The organism is Paenarthrobacter sp. C1 (assembly GCF_049315185.1).
Lineage (GTDB): Bacteria > Actinomycetota > Actinomycetes > Actinomycetales > Micrococcaceae > Arthrobacter > Arthrobacter nicotinovorans.
In genome coordinates this window covers 3,514,033-3,532,874 of the sequence record NZ_CP186052.1, presented here as the reverse complement: position 1 = coordinate 3,532,874, position 18,842 = coordinate 3,514,033, and the positions used below count along the sequence as shown (strand labels likewise).

15 protein-coding genes and 2 tRNA genes are annotated in these 18,842 nt (G+C 64.0%); 12 read left to right on the top strand and 5 right to left on the bottom strand.

Annotated features, from left to right (window positions below; genetic code table 11):
- The first annotated feature begins 112 nt into the window (after positions 1 to 112).
- Complete coding sequence (locus tag ACNAOU_RS16535; RefSeq protein WP_018776759.1) at positions 113 to 727, top strand: TetR/AcrR family transcriptional regulator; 615 nt, start codon at positions 113 to 115, stop codon at positions 725 to 727.
- A 37-nt stretch (positions 728 to 764) separates the two neighbouring features.
- Here the strand turns inward: ACNAOU_RS16535 and ACNAOU_RS16530 are convergent, their stop codons facing one another.
- The gene (locus ACNAOU_RS16530; protein ID WP_039242469.1) at positions 765 to 1,940 is read right to left on the bottom strand and encodes an acyl-CoA dehydrogenase family protein; all 1,176 of its coding nucleotides are present in this window, start codon (positions 1,938 to 1,940) and stop codon (positions 765 to 767) included.
- A gap of 132 nt (positions 1,941 to 2,072) precedes the next feature.
- Here ACNAOU_RS16530 and ACNAOU_RS16525 point away from each other — a divergent pair, with 132 nt between their 5' ends.
- Positions 2,073 to 3,431 carry a glycosyltransferase 87 family protein gene (locus tag ACNAOU_RS16525; RefSeq protein ID WP_422757243.1) on the top strand — a complete coding sequence of 453 codons (1,359 nt, stop codon included), beginning with the start codon at positions 2,073 to 2,075 and terminating at the stop codon, positions 3,429 to 3,431.
- Between the two features lie 50 nt (positions 3,432 to 3,481).
- On the opposite strand, the gene ACNAOU_RS16520 is transcribed toward ACNAOU_RS16525, so the two are convergent.
- The 3 genes from ACNAOU_RS16520 to ACNAOU_RS16510 are packed head-to-tail and all read right to left on the bottom strand — an operon-like array spanning position 3,482 to position 6,935.
- The gene (locus ACNAOU_RS16520; RefSeq protein ID WP_018776756.1) at positions 3,482 to 5,008 is read right to left on the bottom strand and encodes an APC family permease; all 1,527 of its coding nucleotides are present in this window, start codon (positions 5,006 to 5,008) and stop codon (positions 3,482 to 3,484) included.
- Positions 5,005 to 6,210 (bottom strand): glutathionylspermidine synthase family protein, encoded by a 1,206-nt coding sequence (locus ACNAOU_RS16515; protein WP_018776755.1) that lies wholly within the window; start codon positions 6,208 to 6,210, stop codon positions 5,005 to 5,007. Before ACNAOU_RS16515 ends, ACNAOU_RS16520 begins: the two co-directional genes overlap by 4 nt.
- Positions 6,211 to 6,212: 2 nt before the next feature.
- Positions 6,213 to 6,935: a hypothetical protein gene (locus ACNAOU_RS16510; protein ID WP_018776754.1), complete on the bottom strand. Its 723-nt coding sequence runs from the start codon at positions 6,933 to 6,935 to the stop codon at positions 6,213 to 6,215.
- 152 nt (positions 6,936 to 7,087) lie between these two features.
- Between ACNAOU_RS16510 and ACNAOU_RS16505 the strand changes: the two genes are divergently transcribed.
- The 9 genes from ACNAOU_RS16505 (at position 7,088) to ACNAOU_RS16465 (ending at position 16,046) form a co-directional block, all read left to right on the top strand.
- Entirely contained in the window at positions 7,088 to 8,605 is a 1,518-nt protein-coding gene (locus ACNAOU_RS16505; RefSeq protein WP_018776753.1) for a sensor histidine kinase, read from the top strand.
- Positions 8,602 to 9,276, top strand: a complete 675-nt coding sequence (locus ACNAOU_RS16500; protein WP_018776752.1) for a response regulator — start codon at positions 8,602 to 8,604, stop codon at positions 9,274 to 9,276. Before ACNAOU_RS16505 ends, ACNAOU_RS16500 begins: the two co-directional genes overlap by 4 nt.
- Positions 9,277 to 9,308: 32 nt before the next feature.
- Positions 9,309 to 9,965 (top strand): MOSC domain-containing protein, encoded by a 657-nt coding sequence (locus tag ACNAOU_RS16495; protein ID WP_055971594.1) that lies wholly within the window; start codon positions 9,309 to 9,311, stop codon positions 9,963 to 9,965.
- Positions 9,966 to 10,346: 381 nt separating this feature from the next.
- On the top strand, positions 10,347 to 12,533 hold the full coding sequence (locus ACNAOU_RS16490; protein ID WP_079580800.1) for a DEAD/DEAH box helicase: 2,187 nt from the start codon (positions 10,347 to 10,349) through the stop codon (positions 12,531 to 12,533).
- Between the two features lie 212 nt (positions 12,534 to 12,745).
- A complete protein-coding gene (locus ACNAOU_RS16485; protein ID WP_422757242.1) occupies positions 12,746 to 13,303 on the top strand; it encodes a LysM peptidoglycan-binding domain-containing protein in 558 nt (185 codons plus the stop codon).
- Between the two features lie 118 nt (positions 13,304 to 13,421).
- Positions 13,422 to 13,493: transfer RNA gene (locus tag ACNAOU_RS16480), tRNA-Thr, on the top strand.
- A gap of 61 nt (positions 13,494 to 13,554) precedes the next feature.
- Positions 13,555 to 13,628 (top strand) — tRNA-Met (locus ACNAOU_RS16475).
- 61 nt (positions 13,629 to 13,689) lie between these two features.
- Positions 13,690 to 14,346, top strand: a complete 657-nt coding sequence (locus ACNAOU_RS16470; RefSeq protein ID WP_422757241.1) for an SDR family oxidoreductase — start codon at positions 13,690 to 13,692, stop codon at positions 14,344 to 14,346.
- Between the two features lie 128 nt (positions 14,347 to 14,474).
- A complete protein-coding gene (locus ACNAOU_RS16465; protein WP_039242464.1) occupies positions 14,475 to 16,046 on the top strand; it encodes a Na+/H+ antiporter in 1,572 nt (523 codons plus the stop codon).
- Here ACNAOU_RS16465 and ACNAOU_RS16460 read toward each other — a convergent pair.
- Positions 16,043 to 17,320: an ROK family protein gene (locus ACNAOU_RS16460; RefSeq protein ID WP_422757239.1), complete on the bottom strand. Its 1,278-nt coding sequence runs from the start codon at positions 17,318 to 17,320 to the stop codon at positions 16,043 to 16,045. The genes ACNAOU_RS16465 and ACNAOU_RS16460 overlap by 4 nt on opposite strands.
- A 279-nt stretch (positions 17,321 to 17,599) precedes the next feature.
- Here ACNAOU_RS16460 and ACNAOU_RS16455 point away from each other — a divergent pair, with 279 nt between their 5' ends.
- The gene (locus ACNAOU_RS16455; RefSeq protein WP_422758689.1) at positions 17,600 to 18,832 is read left to right on the top strand and encodes an ABC transporter substrate-binding protein; all 1,233 of its coding nucleotides are present in this window, start codon (positions 17,600 to 17,602) and stop codon (positions 18,830 to 18,832) included.
- Positions 18,833 to 18,842: the final 10 nt, after the last annotated feature.

Sequence of the window (18,842 nt, the reverse complement as noted above, 5' to 3'; positions counted from 1 at the left end):
GCCGGCACCCGGAGGGCGGGCCCCGGCACGTCGATTGTGACCACGGTAACAGATAATTCGAGTGGTCACTCGAATTTCAAGAGAGGCCGGGATCCGCGTACACTGGCTAGCCATGACCACAAAGGACGTGGCCCGCGCAGCGAAGCGCGGCCCTTACGCGAAATCCGAGGAACGGCGCCAGACGATTCTGGACGCTGCGCATGCGGTGTTCGCTGCACGTGGCTACCGCGGGGGATCGCTGCAGGATGTCGCGGACCGTGCAGGGATGAGCCAGACAAGCTTGCTGCACTATTTCCCGTCCAAGCGCGACCTCCTGATGTCCGTCCTGGAACGTCGGGACGAGATCACCAGTGGCGCTTTTCCCGACGACATGGAAGAGGGCTTGGCCGATTCCGTCATCCGGACGGCCCTCTACAACGAGGACATTCCCGGAGTGATTGAGCTTTACACGGTCCTCTGCGCCGAATCGGTCACGGATGAGCACCCTGGCCGGGACTACTTCACCGAGCGCTACGAGCGGTTGCGCGCAAGCTACGGCCGGCGGTTCGAGGAACTCGCAGCTGTTGGCAGGCTCCGCCCGGGCGTGGATCCGGACCAAGCTGCGACCTCCCTGGTGGCTCTCTGGGACGGACTCCAAACCCAATGGCTCCTTGCCCCGGACCAGGTGGACGTGGCCAAGGGCCTTCGCGGCTACCTGGAACTCGTGATCCTCCCGGAACCCAATTAGGGGACAGTCGGCCAGTTGGGGCAGCCGCGTGGGCAGATTAGCCGCGGAACGCCCCGATGCCAGTGATGTGTTGGCCCAGGATCAGGGTGTGGACCTCGTCCGTGCCCTCGTACGTTCTTACCGATTCCAGGTTGTTGGCGTGCCGAAGGGGCGAGTAGTCCAGTGTGACGCCGTTGCCGCCCAGGATGGTGCGGGCTTCGCGGGCGATCTTGATGGCTTCCCGGACATTGTTGAGCTTGCCCATGGAAATCTGCTGCGGCTGGAGCTGCCCGGCATCCTTCAACCGGCCGAGGTGAAGGGCCAGCATGGTGCCCTTCTGGATTTCCAGCAGCATGTTCACCAGCTTCTCCTGGGTGAGCTGATAGCCGGACAACGGTCGCCCGAACTGCAAACGGTCAGCGGCGTAGGAAAGTGCGGCCTCGTAGGAATCACGCGCCGCCCCCATGGCGCCCCACGCGATTCCGTAGCGTGCCTCGTTCAAGCAGGAGAACGGGCCCCTCAGTCCCAGGGCACCCGGGAGGATTGCCGCCGGCCCCAGCCGAACGGCGTCGAACGTTACATCGCACTGAACGGACGCGCGCATGGAGAGCTTCGGCTCGATCGGCGTGGCGGTGACACCGTCCGTCCCGGCTGGAACAAGGAAGCCGCGGATGCCGTCATCAGTCTTTGCCCACACCACCATCACATCGGCAATGGAGGCGAGGCCGATCCAGCGCTTGGCGCCGTGGAGAATCCAGCCCTCGGATGTCTCACGGGCCTCGGTGATCATGGACGACGGATCGGATCCTGCCGTCGGTTCGGTCAGCGCGAAGCAGCCGATCAGTTCGCCCGCAGCCATCCGGGGGAGCCATTGCTCCTTCTGCTCCTCCGAGCCCCACTTGTGGATGGCGGTCATGGCGAGTGAACCCTGCACCGAGACGAAGGTCCGGATGCCGGAATCGCCGGCTTCCAGCTCCATGGCTGCCAAGCCATATTCGACGGCGGTCCGGCCGGGACAGCCGTAACCGTCCAGGTGCATGCCCAGGACGCCGAGCTCGCCCAGTTCAGGAGCGATCTCCCGGGGAAAGACCGCGTCTTCGTACCAGCGTGAGATGTTCGGGCGGATGCGCTGGCTGGTGTAATCGCGGACTTTATCGCGAAGGGCCAGCTCTTCATCCGAAAGCAAGGAGTCCAGGGCGAGGATGTCGGAGGTGTTCGTCGTTGAATCTCTCATTCCAGCATCGTAGGCGCCCGCAGCTGCCGGAGCTCCACCCGCTTCAGCGGATGCCTGGAGGCCCTTCAGTAGGATGGGTGCGGGGGCGACGCACTTCCCCCATTGCGACTTTGCTATTTTGGGGGATTTTGTATGGCACTGCCTGACGTCGATCCAAGGGCCACAGCGGCCGCCTCGCGACCACAAAGAACTGCGCCGACGTCTTCGGTGCTGCTGCGACTGCTGCCCGTGGCGGCGGTGGTGTTTCCGGTGTGGATCATGCTCGCCGAATGGGCCAAACAGGGCCTGGACTTCAGCGTGTACTGGTTCGGTGGAAGCATCCTGAACCAGGCCGGTGCCTCACCCTCGGACCTTTATGGGCCAACCGTGGCGACGGCCGGTGGCCCCCAGCTTCCTTTCACCTACCCGCCCTTTGCCGCGCTGGTGTTTGGGTTGTTGGCCCGGTTGCCGCAAAACATGGCACTCAACCTCTTCAACGTTGCCGGTGTGGCCGTAGCCGGATGGGTGGCGGTCACGATTGTCCGTTACTGGTCATCCAAGGCAGACCTCCGGGGCGCGCTCTCCTCCACGAAGGGCTGTTGGATTGCTGCAGCCCTCTTCCTTGCGATCCTCTTCCTGGGACCGTGGCGCGAGACGTTGGCCTTTGGCCAGATCAACATCCTGCTGATGGGCCTCATGGTGCTGGACTTGCTGGTGCTCTCCAGGCGCAGGGGTTCCCGGGCAAGCGGGTTCCTGGTGGGTGTCGCCGCAGGCATCAAGCTGACACCCCTGGTGTTCGGACTGTATTTCCTGATGCGCAAAGACTGGCGTGGCCTGGCGAACATGTCCCTGGGATTCGCCTTTACCGTCCTGCTCGGCTGGGTCGTGCGCCCGGCGGAGTCCATGAAGTTCTGGTTGGAGATCCTGCCCGACACCTCCCGGATCGGCGGGGCCGGCTACGTGGACAACCTTTCCATCAAGGGTGCGCTGCTGCACTTCGGAGTACCCCAGGATGCCGTGACCTTGCCCTGGCTCGCCCTGAGCCTGGGCACGTTGGTGCTGGCGGCCTTCCTGATCAGGGCAGCGAGCCAACAGGGTGCCCGGGTCGTAGCCGTCTCCACGACAGCCCTGGCCATGCTCCTCATCAGCCCGGTTTCCTGGTCTCACCACTGGGTCTGGATGGCCGTGGTCCTGCCCGCGTTTGCCTGGACCATCAAGGACACCCCGGTGCGCCTGAAGGCCCAGCGGACGGTGATGTCAGCTGTTCTCGTTCTCGCCACCCTGGTGTTCTTCTTCTCGCCCAAGACCATCGGCACAATGCTCGGCGCCGCTGACCTGAACGTCCAGACGCCCGGTGTGTGGATCATGGCCTCCAGTGCCGGCGTTTTATGCGCCGTCGCCATCCTTGCGTGCTGGCTTGGGGCGCTGCGCCGGAACGCTATCCGCACTGACGAGGTGCCGGACGTTCCCACACGGCTGCGGGAGTGGGCCGCAGCCCAAGTCCGCAACTGAGCAGCCCCAAGTCCAGTTGAGCTGCCCCGACCCCGCAGTTGAGCTGCCCGCTACTCGCCGCGTACCACTCCGGCGTCGGCCCGCTCACCCGTGAAGTAAGCCCGGGTGGAGGGAGCGAAACGGCACACAATTGCCAGGACCACGCCGAGTGCCAGGAGCAGCACGCCGCTCACGAAAGCTCCGCCGATCCCGAAGATCTGCGTATCGCCGTACGCCGGGTCCCACATCTGGACCGCGGAGATGAAGAACGCCGCTGTGAGTGACAGCGCGCCCAGGAGTGGAAGGATGCCCCGGAACCAGAGATTGCGGGCGGAGTCCCGGAGTGTCGAGCGGAAGTACCAGACGCAGGAGAACCCGGTCAGTGCGTAGTAGAAAGCGATGAACAGGCTGATGGCGCTGATGGAGTCGGAGAGCAGGTTTTCGCTCAGGAAGCTCATGGCCACGTAGTAGACCACGGCCACCGCGCCCATCACCTGGGTGGAGAAGCCCGGCGTCATGAAGCGCTCGTGGACCTTGCCGAAGCGTGCAGGGAGGGCACCGTGTACACCCATGGACAGTGTGCCGCGCGCCGTCGGCAGGATGGTGGTCTGCGTGGAGGACAGGACGGACGCCAGGACTGCGACGACTATCAGCCAGCCCCAGGGGCCGAGAACGACATCCTTCATGGCCAGGAAGACGTCGTCCTGGTTTGCTTCGTTGCCCAGGCCGATGCCGTCGGTTCCAATGGTCGCGTACATCATCACCAGCAGGGCGACGGAAACGTAGATCGCCACCAGCACGGAAGCAGAGATCACGGCACCGCGCCCGGGAGTCTTGGCCGGGTTCTCGGTTTCTTCGTTCAGGGCGAGGCAGGTGTCCCAACCCCAGTAAATGAACAACGCCAGCAAGGCGCCGTGGACCACGGCACCGGGATCGGCGAACGCCCCAGCGGGGTTGAACCATTCAAAGTCGAACGCCTGCCCCTCGGGCGCGCCGCCTGCGATCCGGAAAATGATCGCGACCGCGAAGATGCCCAGCGAGATGTACTGGATGTAAGTCAGTGTCCTCTGGACGTGTTCGCCCAGCCTGATGCCGCGGTGGTTCACGTAGGTCATGAACACGATGAACAGCACTCCGGTCGCGGTCACCAGCCACTTGTTCTCCGCCAATGAACCATCCCCTACCAGCAGCCAGAGGTACTTCCCGGCGATCTGGGCAAGATTTGCCAGCACCACGATCCCGGCCAGGGCCACGCCCCAACCTCCCAGCCAGCCGGCCCACGGACCAAACGCTTTGCGGGCCCAGAAGAACGTTGTTCCACAGTCCGGCATGGCGCTGTTGAGTTCACGGAAGGCATAGGCAATGAACAGGACGGGGATGAAGCCGAGGACCAGGATCAACGGTGTGTAGTTCCCGTTGACAGCAACAATGAGGCCCAGCGTGGCCGCCAGCGAGTACACAGGCGCGGTGGACGCCAGCCCCAGCATGACGGAGTCACCCAGGTCCAGGATCCCTGCGTGGAGGCCTTTGGAAGGTACGACGGCGGTACGGTCGCCGCCCGCCGTGCCGCCACCCGGCGTCGAGGTTTCAGTGCTCATAGTGCAGCTCCATAGGAAGTAGCAGGGGGCGCGACAGGCGCGGGGGAGTCGATGGTGTTGGGAACAAAGCGGCAGAAGTAGTCCGTGATGGGCCCGTCCGACTCGCGGATTCCGCACCCTACAGACTCGCCGTCCACCACCCACAGGCCCAGGACCGGGTGGTTTCCGTCGTAGTCGGGGAGCGGATGGTATTGCTGGTAGCACCAGCCTTCCCTGCCATATCCGCCGGGCTGGGAGATGTCGATGCCGGGTGCATGGATCCGGATGTTGTCTCCCTCGCGTCCGTGAAGTGGCTTGGCCACCCATTCCTTCAGCGGTCCGGGGTCTCCCAGGTAGGCGGGCAAGAGGTTTTCATGGTTCGGGTAGAGGTGCCAGAGGGCGGCCAGCAGGGCTTTGTTGGACAGCAGCATTTTCCATGCCGGTTCCACCCAGCGCGGGTTGTGGGCGCGCTGCAAAAGGCGGTGCCCGAAAGGCTCCTTCATCATCAGTTCCCACGGGTACAGCTTGAACATGGTGCTGATCATGAAATTGTCCAGGTCCACGAACCGGTTCAGGTTGGGATCCCAGCCGATGTCGGACATGTTGATGCCGATGGTGGTCCAGCCGCCCTGGCTGGCCACATCGCGCATGTAGGCAGCCGTCATCCAGTCCTCGCCGGACTCCTCGGCTTCGGAATGGGCAACATGCAGGGTGCTCATGCCGGTGCGGAACTGCAATTTCTTCCACTGCCGGATCAGGGCCTCGTGGATGCCGTTCCATTGGTCCTTCTCCGGGAAGACATCCTGCAACCAGAACCACTGGGCAACCGACGCTTCGATCAGTCCGGTGGGGGTGTCGGCGTTGTACTCCAGCATCTTCGCCGGGCCGCCTTTGCCGTCATAAATGAAGTCGAAGCGGCCGTAGATGTCCATGTCCCCGGCTTGGAGCGACTCGGCGGCAAGCTCCAGCGCCTGGCGCCCGATGCCGATGTCGCCCATGGCGCCGCTGGCAAGGTACTTCGCTGCCTCCAGGCACATGAGGTGCATGTCCTCGGCGGTCTTCTCGAGGGTTTCCACCTCGTCCATGGTGAACTCGTAGTAGGCCGATTCGTTCCAGTACTCGATCTTGCGGCCATCGGGCATGGTGGTGGTGGAGAAAACCAGGCCCTGTTCTTCGATCTTTTGCTTCCAGTCCGGCCTGGGCGCGGAGTGCAGTCGACGCACGCCTAGCCTCCCGAGCTTCCGCCGCTTTTGGAACTGCTGCCGAAGCCACCACGACTGACCGTGCCGCCCTTGGTGCTGTATCCCGTGGAGGACTTGGCTCCCTGGGGCACCGTCTTGGTGGCGGTCGGGTAGGAGCTGCGGTTCTGGCCGACGGCGGGCACACTGGCACCGCGCGAGTAGAAGTACCAGGCATAAACCCCGGAGCTCCGGCCTGCGGAGCTGCTGTTGTTGCACTGGTCATCGTCGACGCGCTCGCCGGTTTCTTCGTTGAAACAGACCTGGGCGTAGTCAGCTTCCTGCTCGTTGGAGGCGACGATGGCGGTGATGGTTCCAGCCAGCAGGGCCGTCACGCCCAAGCCCACCACGACGGTGCGGCGCTGGGAACGCTTCTTCTTCTTGGCTGCGGCGGCGGCATCACGTTCTCGTTCGCGTTCGAACGGGTCCACGACGGGGAGGGGTTGCCCCGGCTGGGGTTGGCCTGCTGCGCCGCTGGCAGCTGTTGCCCCGGCTGGTACCTTCTTGTTCCTCGCCGGCTTGTTCTTTGCCGGCTTTCCGCCCTCTTCCGGACCGTCTTCGACAGGGGTGAAGAGCTCAGGATGGAGTTCCGGCTTCGGTACCTGCCATGGCGGCGGCTTGGGAGGGTTGTTGGCCGCGTTGAAGGCATCGTTGTTGTCCCCGCCGCTGCCTTTGTTGCCGGCCGCGTCAGGGCTGTCTTTCGGGTCCATGTGTATCCCCCTGGATAGACCGTGGTGTGCCCGGCGCCACGCCGGGACCGGAATGCTCAGAGCAAGCCTAGTCCTTGCGAACGCCGCAGGCACTCACCCCGGCGGAAAGTGGGGAGAAGTACCCACCTTTGGAACCGTGTAAGGATGTAGCCATGGCGGGAACGGAGGCTCAGGGCAACGGCGATGACGGCGCGCTGCTGAGGTTTCCCACCGTGCGCGGTATCGGCCGTGGACGGGTAACGGCAGGACTGGTCCTGGCGCTTCTGTTGCCGCCCGCGGTGGAACTGGCGGTTACTGTCCTTAATTTCCGCAACTTCGCCATGATCATGCTTCTCCAACTGGCTGTGGCTGTGGCGGTAGCGGCCATTGGGGGTCTCTGGCCGGCCGTAGTGGCAGCGGTCCTGGGCAGCTTCCTCCTTAACTACTTCTCCGCAGACCCTGTTGGTTCGTTGTCCATTGCGGATCCCACCACGTTGTTCACCTTGGTGGTCTTCCTGGCCGTAGCCTGCGGAGTGGCCTTGGCCGTGGGCCTGGCCAGCCGCCGGGCGCAGGAAGCGGCAAGGTCAGGGGCGGAGGCCACGGCACTGAGTGAACTTGCCCTCCGGATACTGAGCTCGGATGGGAGCCTGGAGACCTTCCTGGAGAAAGTACGCGGCAATCTCGGCATGGATGCCGTGACGCTCCTCGGCTCGACGGCCACCGCCGCCCGAGGCGCCCCTGCCGAATGGCGGGTCCTCGCCAGCGCCGGCCCCAATCCGCCGGTGACGCATGCCGCTGCCGACCACGCCGCCGTCGTCGATCCGCATTACACGTTGCTGCTGCGCGGAGGGCCCTTGTCTCCGCAGCATCAGCGGATGCTGGTGGCGTTCGGCGCGTTCGTGGTGGCGGTGCGGGAGCGGCAGCAGTTGGTGAAGAGCAGGAGGGACAACATCCGGCTGTCCGAGGGCAACAAGATGAGGACGTCAATCCTCCGGGCGGTGTCCCACGATTTGAGGACTCCCTTGGCCGGAATCAAGCTCGCTGTCAGCAGTCTCCGGCAGGAGGATGTGACGTTTCCCCGGGAAGTCGAGCGGGAGCTGTTGGAGACCATCGAGGATTATGCGGACCGCCTGGACCACCTGGTGGACAACCTCCTGGACATGTCCCGCATTACTGCCGACGCAGTAAATCCATTGTTGAGCGGGATTTTGTGGTCGGATGTGCTGCCGGACGCGTTGCGGGGCGTGCCGCACGAGCGGCTGCGCAACGAACTGCCACCCAACCTGCCGCCCGTCCAGGCGGACGCAGGGATGCTGGAGCGGGTTGTCGCCAATATTGTGGAGAACGCCATGAAGTACGCCCCCGACTCGGATGTAGTGCTGACGGCCAGGACCGGCGAGGGCATCACCCTGGGGGAGCAGCCCGCCAGCGAACTGCGGATCACGGACCACGGGAAGGGTGTGGGCCACGAGGAGGTCCTTACCATGTTCCAGCCGTTCCAGCGCTTTGGAGATTCGTCTACGGGCGCGCCCGTGGGAGGAACAGGGACCGGCGGCGGAATCGGTTTGGGGCTTGCCGTGGCGAAGGGCTTCAGCGAGGCCATGGGCGGCAGGCTCGCGGCGGAGCCGACGCCGGGTGGCGGCTTGACCATGGTTGTCACCTTGCCGCTGTGGGCAGGTGATCCGCTGTGACGCTGGTGTTGATCGTTGAGGACGAGGCCCGCATTGCCCGGGCCATGCAGGTCACCCTCCAAGCCCACGGATACCAGGCCCTGACAGTGGGCAACGGAGCCGACGCGCTAAGTGCGGCCGCGAAGCATCCGGTCAACATCGTGGTGCTGGACCTTGGCTTGCCGGACATCGATGGCGTGGAGATCATCCGCCGCATCCGCGGCTGGAGCAGCATGCCCATTATCGTTTTGTCGGCCCGGCACGCTTCGGAGGACAAAGTGGAGGCGCTCGACGCCGGTGCGGACGACTACGTGACCAAGCCCTTCGGTTTGGATGAGCTTCTTGCCCGGCTCCGGGTGGCGTCGCGTCGTGTGGTCACCGGGGCCGAAGAGCCAACGTTGGCCACCGCCGATTTCGTGGTGGACCTGGCCGGCAAGCGGATAGTGAAGGACGGGGCCGAAGTCCGGCTGACCCCCACTGAGTGGAACATCCTCGAGCTGCTGGTCCGGAACAAGGGCAAGCTGGTCAGCCAGCAGCAGATCCTCACCCAGGTCTGGGGGCAGGCGTATGCCAAGGAAACCCAGTATCTGCGCGTCTACATCGCCCAGCTGAGGCGCAAGCTGGAACGGGACCCCGCTGAACCCCGCCACCTGCATACGGAAGCGGGGATGGGCTACCGTTTTGATCCTTAAACCCCTGCCCGCCCATCCGTAGACTGGTGCCCATGAACACCGCTTCCGTCCTTGCCGTTTGCCGCGTCCATCAACTGCTTCCCGATCCCCTGGGAAGCGTGGGCGTCACCGCCATCGACAAACGTCCCATCGAGGGACCGGTCAAGGTTCACAAGCTGGGTATCCATGGGGACGTGCAGGCCAGCCGTCTGCATCACGGTGGGGAAGACCAGGCCATTTATGCCTATTCGCAGGAGGACGCCGATTACTGGTCCGGCGAGTTGCAGCGGGACCTTCCCTCGGGAATCTTTGGCGAGAACCTGCGTGTATCCGGCATTGAGACCACGGGTGCTGTGATCGGCGAAAGGTGGAAGGTCGGACTGGATGTGGAACTTGAAGTGACCTCTCCCCGCACACCCTGCGCCACCTTCCAACGCGTTTTGGGGGAACCAACGTGGGTCAAGCGCTTTTCCGAGGCCGGGCGGGTGGGCACCTACCTGCGGGTGGTCAAGACGGGAAGCATCTCAGCGGGGGACCATGTCCACCGCACGTTCATTCCAAAGCACGGCATCACCGTTGGCCAGTGGTTCAGCGATCCGACTCCGGAACTGGTCCAGACCCTGCTTGATGCGGAGGCGGACGGGGAGATCCGTTTGCAGGAGGATTACCGCCCCGAGTTCGAAAAAGTGCTGCGGAGGAGCGGACTCTAGCAGCTCCGGAGGTCGGGTGTGAACAAGCTCACCCGGCCATCGCGGGGTCTTAAGTCGCGGTGGGGCCACCCTGTGCCCTACACTTGAAATATCCCCCACTCCGGAAATCCCTTTATCCTGCCCAATTCTTGAGGCAGGACTGGTAAGTGTTGGGGCCCGCAAATGTGTGCGGGCATTTTCATAGGGAGAGCCGGCTAAAGAAAACGCTGTACAGACTGCTGGGATAGCAGCCAAGAGATGCAGCGGGAAGTCCTGCCATGGGATTGCGATAGCGCCGGACTTCTTGCGAAAGCAGGGCACCTTGCCTGCTTTTGCGACGAGTAATGCGGCCAAGCCCAACCGGGCCGCGCCGACTGCCCTATGGATGAGGAATTTCCCCCTATGACCGAAAATCTCAACGAAAACTTCGACGCACGGAACACCGACTCCGCTGAAACAGCAGAGGTCACCGCACCCGCCGAAGCTGAAGCACCGGCTGCTGCCGCTGCCCCCGTCGAGACTGCCGCAGCTGAGTCTGCAGCCCCCGCCTTCACCGAAGCTCCTGCCCCCAAGGCAGAAGAGACCGAGGCTCCTGCCCCCAAGGCAGAAGAAGAGGAAGAAGAAGGCGTTAAGTTCGTCGATCTTGGTATCGATGGCCGCGTTCTGGCCGCCCTGCAGGATGTCGGCTACGAAAAGCCGTCCCCCATCCAGGCAGCCACCATCCCCCTGCTGCTTGAAGGCCGCGACGTCGTCGGTCTCGCCCAGACCGGTACCGGCAAGACCGCAGCTTTCGCTGTTCCTGCCCTTTCCCGTCTGGCCGAACTCCACGACCTCAACGGCCCGTCCCGCAAGACCCAGGCCCTGGTCCTGGCTCCTACGCGTGAACTGGCCCTGCAGGTTGCCGAGGCGTTCACTTCCTACGCCAAGCACATTGATGACTTCACGGTCCTCCCGGTGTACGGTGGCTCGGCTTACGGCCCCCAGCTCGCCGGCCTGCGCCGCGGTGCCCAGGTTGTTGTCGGTACCCCCGGCCGCGTGATCGACCACATCGCCAAGGGTTCGCTGGACCTCTCCGAGCTTCAGTACCTCGTTCTTGACGAAGCTGACGAAATGCTGCGCATGGGCTTCGCCGATGACGTGGAGCAGATCTTCCAGCAGACCCCGGAGAGCCGCCAGGTTGCCCTGTTCTCTGCCACCATGCCGGGCCAGATCCGCCGCATGTCCAAGCAGTACCTGAACAACCCTGCCGAAATCTCCGTGAAGTCGAAGACCACCACGGGTGCCAACACCAAGCAGCGTTACCTCCAGGTCATGGGCCCGCACAAGCTGGACGCCCTGACCCGCATCCTTGAGGTTGAAGACTTCGACGGCGTCATCGCCTTCGTGCGCACCAAGATGGCTACCGAGGACCTCGCCGACAAGCTGAAGTCCCGTGGCTTCCAGGCTGCCGCCATCAACGGCGACATCCCGCAGCAGCAGCGCGAACGCACTGTTGACGCGCTCAAGGAAGGCCGTATCGACATCCTGGTGGCTACCGACGTCGCGGCCCGTGGCCTTGACGTTGAGCGCATCAGCCACGTCATCAACTACGACATCCCCCACGACACCGAGTCCTACGTGCACCGCATCGGCCGCACCGGCCGTGCAGGCCGTTCCGGTGACGCGATCCTCTTCATGACGCCGCGTGAGAAGTACTTGCTGCGTTCCATCGAAAAGGCCACCCGCCAGCCGGTGGAGCAGATGCACCTGCCGACCGCGGAGACCGTGAACACGCTTCGCCTGGGCAAGTTCGCAGAGCGCATCACCGAGACGCTCGCGTCCGAGGATGTTGCTGCGTTCCGCGACCTCATCGCCTCCTACGAGGAAGAGCACAACGTTCCGGCTTCGGAGATCGCAGCCGCCCTGGCCGTCATGGCGCAGGGTGGACAGCCCTTGCTGGTCAAGGAACTGCCCGCAGCTCCGGAGTACCAGAAGCGCGAGCGCTCCAAGGATGGCTTCGGTTCCCGTGGCCCGACCCGTGCGCTCACCGAGGGCAACGCAACCTACCGGATCGCCGTCGGACGCCGCCAGCGCGTCATGCCGGGCTCCATCGTGGGTGCCATTGCCAACGAAGGCGGCATTTCCTCCGCACAGATCGGTGGCATCGACATCCGCTCGGACCACTCCCTGGTGGAGCTCCCGGCAGACCTGAGCCCCGAGCAGTTGCGCGCACTGTCCCGCACCCGCATCGGTGGCGAGCTGATCCACCTTGAGCTGGACAACGGCCGCAGGCCCAACAGCGAGCGTGGCGGCTACTCCGGTGGCGGACGCGGCGGCTACGGCGACCGTGAAAACCGCGGAGGCGGCAACTTCAAGGGCAACGGCGGATTCAAGAAGGAATTCCGCAAGTCCGACGGCGAGCGTTCCTCCGCTGACCGTGGCGGCCGTTCCTACAGCGACCGCACCGAGCGCACGGCAGGCAGCTACGGCGACCGCGACCGCGGCCAGGCCAGCGGCTCACGCTTCGGTGGTCACGGTGACGGTGCCCGCAAGCCCCGCACGGGTGGCGAAGGCAGCAACCGCGACTTCAACCGCAAGGGCAAGTGGTAAACACCAGCCCGGTAGTAAACATTAGGTAGTTCCCTTCAGGGGGCCGGCTTTCGAGCCGGCCCCCTGAGGCATTTAACGGGCCAGTACCGGTCTTGTTCGCCCGACCTTTCGCGTTGTGCAGCGGCATATCGGGCAGGACCGGGTTCCGCCCGGCTGACACCGGCCGTACGATCGAGGCACAGACCGAACCGCGCAGAACAGGGGAGTGCTCCATGGGATTGCTGGATAACTTGAAGAAGAACCTTGGCTTCGGGGACAAGGAACACGCGGACCGAGGCCAGCCGGCCCCAGGACATAGGGACACAGAGCACGACGACAGGCAACACACGGACAGCGTTCCTGTGGACAGCGTCGCTGCCGCGCCCCAGGAGGACCAGACTGCCGTGACCCAGGCCGCGGAGGACGCCGCCGCCGTCGAGGTTTCAGCATCGGACACTGCCGCAGCCGAAGCCGCGGCAGCCCAAGCTGCGCAGCAGCAGGCAGCAGCGGACGCTGCAGCCGCAGAGGAGGCCTCCCAGGAGGGACTGGAACCCGATGCCCCGGAAGTGCAGCCACAGGCGCAGGAGGCGGCCGCTGAGGCCGCAGCAGGGACAGGACAGCCAGGGCCGGTGGCGCCGCGTGTCACCGAAGTCGTGGTGGAGCAGGGGGACACCATGAGCGGGATCGCTGCGCAGTTCGGAGTGGACCTTGGTGCCTTGATCGCAAGCAATGCGGACACGGTGCCCAATCCCGACCAGATCTACCCGGGCCAAGTGCTGCGCCTGCCCTGATTTTCTCCGTTTGTAGATCAGCAAAAGTGCGTCTTTGCAAATTGTGTCGACGCCGTTTTTCCCCGTCGATTCGCCGATTTGTAGCTTCTGAAAACGTCCGGTAGAGTATTTACTCGTTGCCCCCCTAGCTCAGTGGTAGAGCGCGTTCTTGGTAAGAACGAGGTCACCGGATCGATTCCGGTGGGGGGCTCTGGATGAGGGCCTGTGTCAAGGCGGTTTTGACCGGCTTGACACAGGTTTTTCTCATTCGTGGCGGTGTAGCTCAGTTGGTTAGAGCGCACGACTCATAATCGTGAGGTCGGGAGATCGAGCCTCCCCACCGCTACAGAGCAAGACCCCGCAGATGTTGTCTGCGGGGTTTTTCGTTTATGGGACACAATGGGTCCATGAGCCGAATCGCGATTATTGGCGGCCACGGGAATGTGGCCCTGCATCTGTCCCGGATTCTTAGTGGTGAAGGTCACGACGTCACGTCGTTCATCCGCAATCCCGACCACGTGGCGGATGTCACGGAGACGGGCGCCTCCGCCGAGGTGCTCGACGTTGAAAATTCGACGACGGCGGAACTCGCCCAAGCGCTCCGGGGCCATGACGCCGTGGTCTGGTCCGCAGGCGCAGGCGGAGGCAATCCTGCCAGGACATACGCCGTGGACCGGGACGCTGCCATCCGTTCCATGGTCGCCGCGGCAGAAGCGGACGTCCAAAGGTATGTCATGGTTTCCTACCTCGGTGCTTCCAAGGATCACGGGGTCCCTCCGGAGAACCCCTTCTTCGCCTACGCGGAGTCCAAGGCCGCGGCCGATGACTACCTGCGCGGCACCGAGCTGGACTGGACTGTTTTGGGCCCTGGCACCCTGACGGACGACCCCGCCACCGGCCTGATCGAGCTGAACCCGGAAAACCCGGCCGAGGGCACCGGGACCTCCCGGGCCAATGTTGCGCTCGTCGCTGCGGCCGTCCTGGAACTGCCCGGGACCGTTGGACGTACCATCCCGTTCAGGGACGGGACCGAGGACGTGGTGGACGCCCTCACCAAGGACTGACACCCGGACCGGTTCCCCTCACGGGTGGGCTGCGGTCGGGGGAAGGCCTGTGCCTCGGGATATGTTGGTAGGGAACTTTTCCGGTGTTGCCCGGGGAAGGGCCTTACACCATCCGGGGAAGCAGGAACATGGATCAGCTGGCGCTCATAGTCGGATTGCTGCTTGCAACGGTGGTTGCTGTTGGCCTGGGGGACCGGCTCCGGCTTCCTTATCCGGTCCTGATGCTGCTCCTTGCGGTCGCGCTCACCTTCATTCCGGGCTTCCCCGAGTTTGAGATTTCGCCGGAATTGATCCTGCCGATCTTCCTTCCTCCGTTGCTGTTCGCCACGGCGCAGAAGAGTTCGTGGGCGGTGTTCCGGGTGCGCTGGCGGACACTGCTGCTGCTGGCCGTTGCCCTGGTGGTGGTCTCCACTGCTGCGGTGGCCGGTGCTGCCTGGCTCATGATTCCGGGCATTGGAATCCCTGCTGCGATCGCCTTGGGTGCCATGGTGGCGCCCCCCGATCCCGTGGCGGTGGAGTCCGTGGCCGGGCGGGTGCATATGCCGCGCCGGCTCGTGACGGTCCTGCAAAGCGAAGGCCTCTTCAACGATGCCGCGGCCATCGTGATCTTCCAGGCCGCCGTGGCCGCCACGATGTCAGGCAAGGAAGTGGGCCCGGAGGTGATCCCCCAGTTCGTGCTGGGCGCGGCACTGGCTGTGGTGATCGGCATTGCCATGGGCTTGCTGACCCGGTTCATCACCAAGCTGGTGACTTCCATGGTGGCCCGCAGCGCCGTGACCTTGGTGGTTCCTTTTGCGGCGTACATCCTCGCCGAAGAGCTCCACGCCTCAGGTGTGGTGGCCGTCGTCGTCACCGCTTTGGAACTGCAGCGCCATGCGCGTCCGCAGGATGCCGCTGAGCGCGTCACCAGGACGGCGTTCTGGGACGTGGTGGAGCTGCTCGCCACGGGCCTTGCCTTCGGCCTGGTGGGGCTGGAAATCCGCCAGGTCATCCGGGACGAAGGAACAGCCATCTTCGGGATGATCGGGATGGCGGTTGTCATCTGCGTTCTTGTTTTCGTGGTGCGGTACCTATGGCTTGGGCTGCTTGCCCTGACGGCCCGACGGCGGCGCAACCTCCTGCAGCCCACCTCACCCAAGGAGGTGCTGATCCTGACCTGGTGCGGAATGCGCGGGCTTGCCACGTTGGCGCTTGCGTTGGCACTGCCGCTGACGTTGCCTGACGGCAGCGATTTCCCCGCCCGGCACGAGATTCTGGTCATTTCCTGCGCCGTGCTTCTGGCCACCCTGGTTCTTCCCGGGCTAACCCTCCCATGGCTGATGCGGGTTCTGGACGCCACGGAAGACGGCTCCCATGAAAAGGACGCAGCCAAGGAGCTGGCCAAGCGGGCCCAGTCTGCCGCAGTTGCCGCCCTCAAGGAGCACGATCTCATGAAGGAACTTCCGCCGGAGAAGGTTGCCTTGATCAAGGAGAAGATGCGGCGTCTCCACGCCGAACTGCTGGACGGCACCTTGCGGAATGAATCGGCGGCCGAAAAGCGCAAGCGGGGACGCGAACTGTCCATCGCCGTGCAGACCATTGCCCTCGATGCGGCACGCCAGGAAGTGGTGGCAGCCCGCAACGAATTGGGGACCGACCCCGAGGTCGCGGACAGAGTCCTGCGTCAGCTGGACCTGCGCACCATGTCGATGCCGGACTAACCGGCCACTCTGTTTTTCGGCGCTTTATGTGTCGACGCCGGGTGTTTCGGTAAGGACGCCGGGTGCTTCGGTAAGGACGCCGGGTAAAGGTCCAGGGCGTGTTCCTCTACATAGTCCAGAGCGTGGCGGATCGCGCCAAGCGACACGATCCCGTCGCCCAGGACCGAGGCAGCCAGCCGCGGGGGAGTAAAGGTGAAGTCCGGCAGCTGCTTCGCAATGCCAGGAAGCAAAGCTTGGGCCGAGGGTGCCACGCCGCCTGCAATGACCACCAGCTCAGGGTTGACCAACGTGGCGATGGAACCGATCACCCGGGCCATGCGCCCTGCCACGCGCTCCAGGGCCTTCAAAGCGGCATGATCGCCGTCGGCTGCCGCCTTGAAGACCATTTCAGCGGTCAGTGCGGCGGGATCGTGGCCGCAGAGTTCGCCCAGTACCGAGTTGTCCCCCGGCGATTCGAGGGCCTCCTGTCCCCAGAGCACTGCGTAGTGGGCTATTCCGTAGGTGTCGCCCACGCCGTCCACGTTTTCGAGGAACCCGAGCTCCCCGAATCCGCCACGCTGGCCGTGCAGCAAGCGGCCGGACTCCAGGATGCCGGAACCCAGCCGGTCGCCGGCCAGCATGACCACCAGGTTGTCCACGCCTTGGGCTGTGCCCTGCCATCGCTCGGCCAACGCGGCCAGGTTGGCATCGTTTTCCAGAAGTACTTTCCATCCATGCCGCTCGGAGATGATCCCGCGGACATCGAAGGACTTCCAGAATTCCTGGGCGGTCAGGACTTCCCCGTCACGGCTGACCGGGGCAGCAACTCCGACGGAAACGGCCAGTACGGAGTCCGCTGTCGCGCCCGCCTTCTCCAACGCGTCTGCTGCGATCTTGTCCAGGACATCGGCACGCTCATCGGCGCCCACGGTGTCCGTCCGGAAGGACATGGTGACTTGGGAGAGTGGAGTGCCGGCCATGTCAGCCACGATCGCGGTGATCTTGTTGGCGCCGATGTCGATTCCGATCACGGTGGCCGCGCTGTCGTCGAAAACGAAGCGTCGGGCCGGCCTGCCTTTGACGTATTCCCCGGCTCCCCGCTGGTTCTCCAGTTCCTGGAGCCACCCGAGCCTGACCAGTTCGTCGCAGATGGAGATGACCGTGGCGCGGGAGAGCCCGGTGGACGCCATCAGTTCCGTGCCTGTCACCACTCCGGCGCCGCGCATGGCCTTGAGCATCGCGCCGGCATTGACCCGGCGGACGAGTTGGGTGGACGGAGCAGTTCCGGTCAGCATTCCGACTCCCGATGGATGAGGAAGCCGCCCATCGGAGTGACGGGACGGTGCATCTAAATTTAGTGCATAAATTTAGATGACAACACATTTCGTCCATCACTTGACGCTGTGGCGCCCATCACCCAACATTATCGATGGGTTATAAATTTATCACCTATCAAAAGTTGGGGACGAGGCCGCGGCCGGCCACTCCGCCATGGCATGGAAGCCATCCGGAGTTCCCGCGACGAAAGGACTACGGAGTCTGTGAAAGCAACGCGCAGGAAACGCCTGGCGGCGATGGTTTTGGGGTTGGCCCTCCTGGCCGGTCTCCTCTCGGGCTGTACCGGGGCACCAGGCAAGGAGACCATCCGCTTCACCTTCAGCAAGCGGGAGGCCATCGGCTTCATGACCAAGCTCGTCGCAGACTACAACGCCTCCCAGGACAAAACCGAGGTAGTACTGGACACCTCTGGCGTTGACGTCGTTTCGGCCAGCTTCGTCAGGGGCAACCCGCCGGACGTGGCCTTGGCGAACTACAACATGGAGACTTCCCGCTTCGTGCAAAGGGGAGCACTCAGTGACTTGTCCGGCACTGAAGCTGCCGGCCGTATCCGTGGGGACCTCCAGCCGCTTATGGACCAGTACGGTTCCTATCCCGGCCGCACCAGTGCATTGCCGTACTCGGTCATGGCGTCCTCGGTGATCTACAACAAGGAGATCTTCGCAGCGCACAACATCGCCGTGCCCAGGACCTGGAGCGAACTGATCGCAGCTTGTGATGCCCTGAAGGCGGCGGGTGTCACCCCCTTCTACGCCACGTGGAAGGACGACTGGACGATTGCGCAAGGATGGTTCGACTACTCGGTGGGCGGCCAAGTGGACACCCTTGACTTCTTCAAGAAGCTCGACGCCGAAGGCACCCGGGTGGGGCCGGATTCATCGGCGTCCTTCCAAAAGGATTTTGACCAGCCCGTGGGGAAGATGCTGACGCTGGCGCAGAACTACGTCAACAAGGATGCCGCGAGCCGGGCGTACGGGGACGGCAACCTCGCGTTCTCCCAAGGCAAGGCGGCCATGTACCTGCAGGGGCCCTGGGCGTTCAGTGAAATTGCCAAGACGGCCCCCGGCATGGACCTGGGTACGTTCCCCTTGCCGATGACCGAGGACCCCCAGGATCTGCGCGTCCGCGTCAACGTCGACCTTGCGGCCTGGATCCCGGAAGCGTCACAGCACAAGGAAGCCGCGCGCGGCTTCCTGGAGTACCTCTACCGTCCTGAAGTAATCGACTCCTACAACGCATCGCAGCTGGGCTTTGCGCCCACCAAGGATTCCGCCAAGGCCACCGACCCCCGGGTTGCGGGAATGGTGGAGTACTACGAGCAGTCCCGCGTGTACCAAGGCCCATCGGTGCTGGTTCCGCGCACCATCCCCATCATGAACTACACGCAGGCAATCGTCTTCGGCGCATCCCCTGCATCCACCCTCCGCACACTCGACGCAGATTGGGCGCGGCTGGCGTTCCGCCAGTAGTGCAGATTCC